At 66.8% G+C, this 6,000-nt stretch carries 8 protein-coding genes and 1 pseudogene; 4 read left to right on the plus strand and 5 right to left on the minus strand.

The window, feature by feature from the left end; genetic code table 11:
- Nucleotides 1-19 precede the first annotated feature (19 nt).
- On the plus strand, nt 20-937 hold the full coding sequence (locus ACRDSQ_RS02815) for a septum formation family protein (RefSeq protein WP_431418476.1): 918 nt from the start codon (nt 20-22) through the stop codon (nt 935-937).
- 4 nt (nt 938-941) lie between these two features.
- The gene (locus ACRDSQ_RS02820) at nt 942-1,292 is read left to right on the plus strand and encodes a metallopeptidase family protein (protein WP_431418478.1); all 351 of its coding nucleotides are present in this window, start codon (nt 942-944) and stop codon (nt 1,290-1,292) included.
- On the opposite strand, the gene ACRDSQ_RS02825 is transcribed toward ACRDSQ_RS02820, so the two are convergent.
- The 5 genes and pseudogenes from ACRDSQ_RS02825 to ACRDSQ_RS02845 all read right to left on the minus strand — a co-directional run bounded on the left by ACRDSQ_RS02825 (nt 1,289) and on the right by ACRDSQ_RS02845 (nt 5,269).
- The gene (locus ACRDSQ_RS02825) at nt 1,289-2,446 is read right to left on the minus strand and encodes a macrolide family glycosyltransferase (RefSeq protein WP_431418480.1); all 1,158 of its coding nucleotides are present in this window, start codon (nt 2,444-2,446) and stop codon (nt 1,289-1,291) included. The two genes, ACRDSQ_RS02820 and ACRDSQ_RS02825, sit on opposite strands and share 4 nt — an antisense overlap.
- A 153-nt stretch (nt 2,447-2,599) precedes the next feature.
- Nucleotides 2,600-2,836 (minus strand): annotated as a pseudogene (locus ACRDSQ_RS02830) (RtcB family protein); the annotation flags it as partial.
- Nucleotides 2,837-2,844: 8 nt separating this feature from the next.
- Nucleotides 2,845-4,392 (minus strand): recombinase family protein, encoded by a 1,548-nt coding sequence (locus ACRDSQ_RS02835; protein WP_431418481.1) that lies wholly within the window; start codon nt 4,390-4,392, stop codon nt 2,845-2,847.
- 12 nt (nt 4,393-4,404) lie between these two features.
- The gene (locus tag ACRDSQ_RS02840; protein WP_431418482.1) at nt 4,405-4,761 is read right to left on the minus strand and encodes a hypothetical protein; all 357 of its coding nucleotides are present in this window, start codon (nt 4,759-4,761) and stop codon (nt 4,405-4,407) included.
- Between the two features lie 85 nt (nt 4,762-4,846).
- The gene (locus ACRDSQ_RS02845; RefSeq protein ID WP_431418483.1) at nt 4,847-5,269 is read right to left on the minus strand and encodes a helix-turn-helix domain-containing protein; all 423 of its coding nucleotides are present in this window, start codon (nt 5,267-5,269) and stop codon (nt 4,847-4,849) included.
- Nucleotides 5,270-5,451: 182 nt separating this feature from the next.
- Here ACRDSQ_RS02845 and ACRDSQ_RS02850 point away from each other — a divergent pair, with 182 nt between their 5' ends.
- Entirely contained in the window at nt 5,452-5,721 is a 270-nt protein-coding gene (locus ACRDSQ_RS02850) for a helix-turn-helix domain-containing protein (RefSeq protein WP_431418485.1), read from the plus strand.
- Nucleotides 5,718-5,909 carry a hypothetical protein gene (locus ACRDSQ_RS02855; protein WP_431418487.1) on the plus strand — a complete coding sequence of 64 codons (192 nt, stop codon included), beginning with the start codon at nt 5,718-5,720 and terminating at the stop codon, nt 5,907-5,909. The genes ACRDSQ_RS02850 and ACRDSQ_RS02855 overlap by 4 nt, the downstream gene beginning before the upstream one ends.
- Nucleotides 5,910-6,000: the final 91 nt, after the last annotated feature.

Consider the following 6,000-nt stretch of genomic DNA (forward strand, 5'->3'; position numbering starts at 1 on the left):
GGCGAAGACGCGGCTGTTGATGGCCGGCGCCTTCGCCGGTGCGCTTATTTTGCTGTGCTCGAGCATCCTGTTCTCGTGGCCGGTCGAGGCAGGCCGCAACGACCCGGTGGCCATCGCCCAGGAGGAGCGCCGCAAGGCTTTCGACTCCCCCGCGGGCAGCTGCCTGCAGTGGACACCGCCGGAGGGCGCGGACATGCGCCGGGTCGACTGCGCCCAGTCCCACCTCTTCGAGGTCACCAGCAACGTCGACATCTCCGGCGAGTACCCGGAGAACGCCCCGCCGCCGGACACGGAGAAGTGGCAGGCGATCGCGGTCGCCAAGTGCACGCCGGGCGCGGTCACCTACCTGGGCGGCAACCTCGACCCGTTCGGCAAGTTCAGCGTGAACGCGCTCAAGCCGACGAACGAGCAGTGGAGCGACGGCGACCGCAAGGTCCGCTGCGGCCTGCAGAGCGCGGCCCCGTCCGGCGCGCTGCTCACGGCCGTCGGGTCGGCGGCCCGGCAGGACCAGTCCAAGATCCACGAGCCGGGCACCTGCCTTGCCCTGGTCGGCCAGGAGATCGGCGACCCGGTCCCGTGCGACCAGGTGCACGCCTTCGAGATCGTCGGCAACGTCGACCTGGGTGCCGCGTTCCCCGCCGACTACCCGGCCGTCGAGGCCCAGACCGAGCGCGCCAGCGACCTGTGCGCGGCGGTCACCACGGCGTACACCGGCGGCGCCGACCTCGCGGCCAAGGGCCTCACCCCGTACCCGGACACACTGCGCCCGGAGAGCTGGGCCGCGGGCTCACGCAAGGTCGACTGCCGGGTCGGCGCGAAGCTGCCCGACGGCACTGGTCTGGCCCCGGTCACCGGAAGCGTCCGGGCGGTGCCCGCCACCACGACCCCGCCCGCGTCGCAGCCGCCGCCGGGCGCACCGACACCGTCCGGCGGCTGAGCGGGTGGCCGTGGAGATGTCCCGGCAGCGCTTCGACGAACTGGTCACCGACGCGCTGGACCTGATTCCCCCGGAGTTCGCGGCCGCGATGAACAACGTGGTCGTGCTGGTCGAGGACCGCGACGAGCACGAGCCGACCCTGCTCGGCCTCTACCACGGGATCGCGCTGACCGAGCGCACGTCGATGTACGGCGGGGAGCTGCCCGACCGGATCTTCATCTACCGCGAGGCCATCCTCGACATCTGCGACAACGAGGAGGACGTCGTGGAGGAGGTCGCCATCACCGTGGTGCACGAGATCGCCCACCACTTCGGCGTCGACGACGACCGCCTCCACGAACTCGGCTGGGGTTAAACCACCGACTCGACGACGTCAGCCGCCTTGGCCGCGCCCCCGGCCGCGCGGACCTCGTCGCGGACGGACTTGACCCGTGCGGTGATGTCCGGGTCGGATGTCACGCGCAGGACCGCTGCCCGCAGGGTGTCCGCGGTCGCCTCCTCCATGGGCACGTGCGCGCCGAGGCCGAGTTCGGCCAGGCGGGCGCCGTTCATGAACTGGTCGACGGCCTGTGGGACCGCGACCATCGGCACCCCGAAGTACAGGCCTTCCATGGTCGAGCCCATCCCCGCGTGCGTGACGAAGGCGCTCGCCTTGGCCAGCACGCTCACCTGCGGGACCCACTGGACGACCTCGAAGTTCGCCGGGACCTCGCCCAGCTCGGCCGGGTCGATGGACTTGCCCACCGACAGCAGCACATGCCAGTCGAGCCCGGTGAACGCGCGCACGCATTCCCGGTAGAAGTCCAGGCGGTCGTTGTAAGCCGAGCCAAGGCTGACCAGCAGCACCGGTCGGTCGTCCGGCGCGGTCCACTCGCCGACGCGGGTGTCGACGCTTGGGCCGACGAAGGTGTAGTGGTCGGCGACCATCTCGCCCTTGAGCAGCCACGTGCGCGGAATAGTGACCACGCATCGTTTCGGCAGGTAGATCACCTCGTCGCGGGTGAGGTCGACGCCTTGGGCGGCGGCGAACTCGTCGAACTCGGCGATCAGCGCCGCCATCGCAGGCGTGGGTTCGGCGTCGAGGTCGATGCCGAAGTCCTCGGCCATCCCGTCGTAGGCGACGAAGGTGGGCGAGAGCTGGATCGCCGGGACATTCCACTTCGCGGCGAGGATCGGCGCGTGCCAGGCGCCGATGTCATAGACGATCACGTCCGGGCGGTCGCCCGTGTAGGCGGCTTCGACCTGTGGGGTGACCGCGACCATCTCGTCGTGGAACATCCGCTGCGCGGAGGCCAAGTCGTCGGGCTCGTTGGCGAGTTTCTCGACCGCGGTCGAGAACGTCGACTCGTAGGGCACGACTTCGGCGCCCGCCGCACGGACCTGTGCGGCGAACTCGTCATTGATGGCGAACGTGACCCGGTGGCCGCGGCCGACCAGTTCGGCGACCAGGGCGAGGTTGGGATTGACGTGGCCGTGCGCGGGCACCGCCATGAAAGCCACATGTGGCATGGGAGAACTCCAGGATTCCGCTGGGTGCGAATGGGCAGCACGAGCGCCGCGGGCTCGTGGCCGGGATCAGAGGTAGAAGACCTGGAATGCCATGCCGGAAATGTACAAGCGGGTCTGGACCCGCGCATCCGAATTACTCCGGAGGCGCGGGCCTCAGCCCTTGACGCAGACGATCTGCTTCAGCTTCGCGACGATCTCGACCAGGTCGTCCTGATCCCGCAGAACCTGGTCGATGTCCTTGTAGGCGCCCGGGATCTCGTCGACCACGCCCGAGTCCTTGCGGCACTCGACGCCCTTGGTCTGGGCGATCAGGTCGTCGCGGGTGTAGCGCTGCTTGGCCTTGGTGCGCGACATCCGGCGACCCGCGCCGTGTGACGCCGACTCGAACGAGTCAGCACCTAAACGACAGGGCGCGGAACGGGAGTTGGCCTCGGCGGTTCCCAGGTCGGATTGACGTCAGCACTGGTCGTGCCGTCATCGGCCACGTCGACCCAGATCGCGCGAATCAGCGGGCGGAGCATGTTGCGGCGCTTGTCGGCCGAGAACGTGTGCCACTCGGCCAGGAGGTCAGCGGCGTACGCCAGCGGCGGCATCGGGACGTCATCCTCCGCGATCATGGCGAGGCGCGCTTCTTCCGCCTTCCGATCAGCAAGCAGCTCGTCGCGGGTCAGCGCGAACGCGGCTTCCATCGACTCGTCGGCCGCGAGCATCTGCCGCGTTAGACGGGCGAGTTGCTTGTCGATAGTCAGGATGTCGCGCCGCACAATTTCGGCGTCCGCGCGCGTTCGCCGTGTGAGCGACTGAGTCTGCCGCATCTGGTCGGCGATTTCGTTGATGTCCCGCGCGGTGACGGCAAGGAACTCCATGGTCGCATCCTCGACGACCGCCCAGGAGATCCCGACCGGACGTACGTCACCCACCCGCCGAGCGCGGCCGCATCGGAACGAAATGTAGACGGTGCGGTGGGTTGACGTGTGGCGATGCATGCCCGAGCCGCAGTCTCCGCACTTGACTGCACCGCTGAAGACGTGCGTCGGGTTGACCGTCCTGGGCGGGACTACGCCGCGCGCTACTCGCTCGGCCTTGTAGGCCCGCCAGACCGTGTCGTCGATGATCGGCTCGTGTGTTCCGGCGTCCCAGGTTCGATCAGCGAAAGGCACGTACTGCTCGCGGCCGTCGCTGTGGATGGGTGTGCGCGCGAGTAGTCCGGCACCGAATCCAGCGTCGAGAACGCGTTTGAGGCCGTCCGACTTCCACGCACGGTCGCGCGCGTTGAGCACGCCGCGGATGTTCAGGTCCTTGACGAGAGCGACGAAGCCCTGTCCGGATAGGTACTCGCTGTATGCCCAATGGAGAATCTCGGCCTCGTCGTGCTCGATCTCGTACCGTTCAGGCTCACCCTTCGCGCGGACGCACCGATAACCGTACTTGCGCCCGCCCGTGGCGGGAAGGCCACGGGCGCGGCGGCTTTCGAGAGCCTCCTGCCATCCTTCGCCGATCCTTTCAGATTCGAACGCTGCGACTTCCCCCAGCATGCCGCGCGCGAATTTCCCTGCCGCAGTGGCTGTGTCGACAGGTTCTGTGGCGGATTCGATCCGACCGCCGATCGTTTCGATGCGGTCGGTTGCGACAGCCCAATGTAGACGCCGACGAGAAAGCCGCGACCACCGCCAGAGCACGATGATTTCCGCGTCGCCATTCTCGACGGAGGCCATGGCCTTCTGCACGCCCGCTCGTTTGATCCACGTTCGGCCCGTGATACCGGGATCGGGTATCACCTCGACAACAACGTATCCCATTCGGGCGCAGTATTCGCGACACGCGGTTTCTTGCAGTTCAAGACTGATCGACTCTTCTTTGTGGGTCGATTGCCTCACATAGATAACGGCGCGTGACGGTCGGTCGGTGACGGCCCTCAAGTTCCGCGCACGTGCAAGCGCGGTCATGTGTCCTCCCAGTTAGTCAACCGAGGTGAGCACCCCGTGGCGTTGAACTGGCAGCCTCGGGCGCGAGGCGCCTAGCAGCGCGATGGTCGCTTCCGCTTCGTGGCGCTCTTTCCGCGCGGCCTCACCTACGACCTCGGACTGTCGACGCTCCGCAGCGTGACGCTCGATCCGATCGATTCGAGCGATGACGATCTCCGTGCATCTGATGACAATCGCAGCGAGCCAGCAGGTAGCAGCTACGACCCGTAATGTCCCGAAAACCTCGCTGTTCATCAGACGCACACCGACCCATTCGCCCACAAAGTAGAAAATCGCTGCAAGTGTGAACAAGGACGCAGTGAGCACGATCCGAAACAGTGCCTTCGACATAAGTTAGGCTCTCCTTACGAGATTGATCCACCCAGACTCGCATCACCCCTATCGGTCGTTGAACGGCGAACATTACATGCATTTTTCACCCAGTTTTTTGGTCGTCCCCTGACGCGCGTGCTCGCACTGCTCTCGCTAGCGCATCAACATAGGCCGCCTCGCCGAAAACCTTTCGAATTGACTGCAACATCTCGTATGCGCGTTCAGCGTCAACGGTCGTGATGTCCTCTCCGACGGGTGGCGACACGTTCACGGGCGACTCTTGAGCGGGCGCCGGCCGTCCACCCGCCAGAATCGCCTCGACGCTCCCACCTTGCCACCGCAGCGCGCGCTCCAAGGCCCGGATCGTCGGGCGCCGCATCCCACCGTCCCCACGCTCGATTCGCTGCACGTTCGACGTGCTGCCGCCCAGGAGTGCCGCGAGCGCCGCCTGCGTCAGCCCGACCTCGTCGCGGCGCACCTTGACGGCCGCTGCTACTGCCTGCCAGTCCCCGTCTGGATCAGTCATACAGCTGAGCATGACGACACAGAAGAGCTTTGTCTAGGCGCAATGAAGCGCATCACCGATGTGGGCGAACCTGTAACGACCTGCGTATTTGCTGGACAACATCGGTTCAGAGTGCGCCCAGAGCGCCCAACTCAGCTCATTTAAGCTTGCTTGCTGCGCTTAGTTGCGCTTAGATTCGTCCCATGCCCACCCCAGAGACCCGGATCAACGGCGCGGCGATGCGTGCCATCCGCGAGCGCATGGACCTCACCGTCACCGCGCTCGCGGACGAGGTTGAGGCGATCATGCGCAAGCGCGACGAACAGCCCGTACGACGACGACAGATCAACAAGATCGAATGCGGTACGACCGGCACGACCTGGGCTGTGGCGCGAGCGATCGCATCCGCGCTCCGCGTGCCCGTCGTCGCGATCGTCGCTGACCCGGCTGCTCACGAGCGAGCGTCAGCGTGACCGCATCCACCACGCGCGAGCAGGCCATTGCCGACGCCGGTCGCATCTTCGCCATCGCCCGCGCTGAGCGCGACGCCCTGCCCCCGCGCCTCGCCGCCGAGGCCGCCTACCAGGCCGGTGGTCCGTCGATCGACGAGATCGAGCGCCAGATCCGCGAGATGCGCGGGCTGTCCACCGTCGCGGCCTGAACCCCTTACCCCGCAACAAAGTGGGCCGCCCGATGCAACCGGACGGCCCTGACCACAGGAGAAAGGACCTCTCCCATGCTCACCCCACACC

The organism is Actinokineospora sp. (assembly GCF_050699995.1).
Classification (GTDB): Bacteria; Actinomycetota; Actinomycetes; order Mycobacteriales; family Pseudonocardiaceae; genus Actinokineospora.

What these genes read in the sequence shown, in the direction of transcription:
- ACRDSQ_RS02815 (WP_431418476.1), top strand. Translation starts at nt 20, where the DNA reads ATGGCCGGCGCCTTCGCCGGTGCGCTTATTTTGCTGTGCTCGAGCATC.
- ACRDSQ_RS02825 (WP_431418480.1), bottom strand. Translation starts at nt 2,446, where the DNA reads ATGCCACATGTGGCTTTCATGGCGGTGCCCGCGCACGGCCACGTCAAT.
- ACRDSQ_RS02835 (WP_431418481.1), bottom strand. Translation starts at nt 4,392, where the DNA reads ATGACCGCGCTTGCACGTGCGCGGAACTTGAGGGCCGTCACCGACCGA.
- ACRDSQ_RS02840 (WP_431418482.1), bottom strand. Translation starts at nt 4,761, where the DNA reads ATGTCGAAGGCACTGTTTCGGATCGTGCTCACTGCGTCCTTGTTCACA.
- ACRDSQ_RS02845 (WP_431418483.1), bottom strand. Translation starts at nt 5,269, where the DNA reads ATGACTGATCCAGACGGGGACTGGCAGGCAGTAGCAGCGGCCGTCAAG.
- ACRDSQ_RS02850 (WP_431418485.1), top strand. Translation starts at nt 5,452, where the DNA reads ATGCCCACCCCAGAGACCCGGATCAACGGCGCGGCGATGCGTGCCATC.